The organism is Streptomyces sp. BV286, from assembly GCF_019090165.1.
Lineage (GTDB): Bacteria > Actinomycetota > Actinomycetes > Streptomycetales > Streptomycetaceae > Streptomyces.
Map to the genome: position 1 here is coordinate 1 of NZ_JAHRIB010000049.1, position 233 is coordinate 233.

General features: G+C 69.1%; 1 protein-coding gene. It reads right to left on the bottom strand.

Annotation, left to right across the window (positions count from 1 at the left end; translation table 11 throughout):
* Positions 1-233: acyltransferase domain-containing protein (locus KUF83_RS07110; protein ID WP_217453713.1), on the bottom strand; the 233-nt coding region annotated here is incomplete at both ends.

A 233-nucleotide genomic window follows, 5' to 3' on the forward strand; every position in this document is an offset into this window, starting at 1 on the left:
CCCATCCATCAACCGCCCACGAGCCGCCACCAACATCGCCGCGTCGTCAAGAGAGAACACCCCGGCCACGTGCGCAGCCGCGATCTCCCCGACCGAGTGCCCCGCCACGAAGTCCGGCCGCACACCGAACGACTCGATCAGGCGGAACAGCGCCACCTCGACCGCGAACAGAGCAGCCTGCGCATACACCGTCCGCGTCAACAGAGCAGCCGCAGCACTCCCCGGCTCCGCGA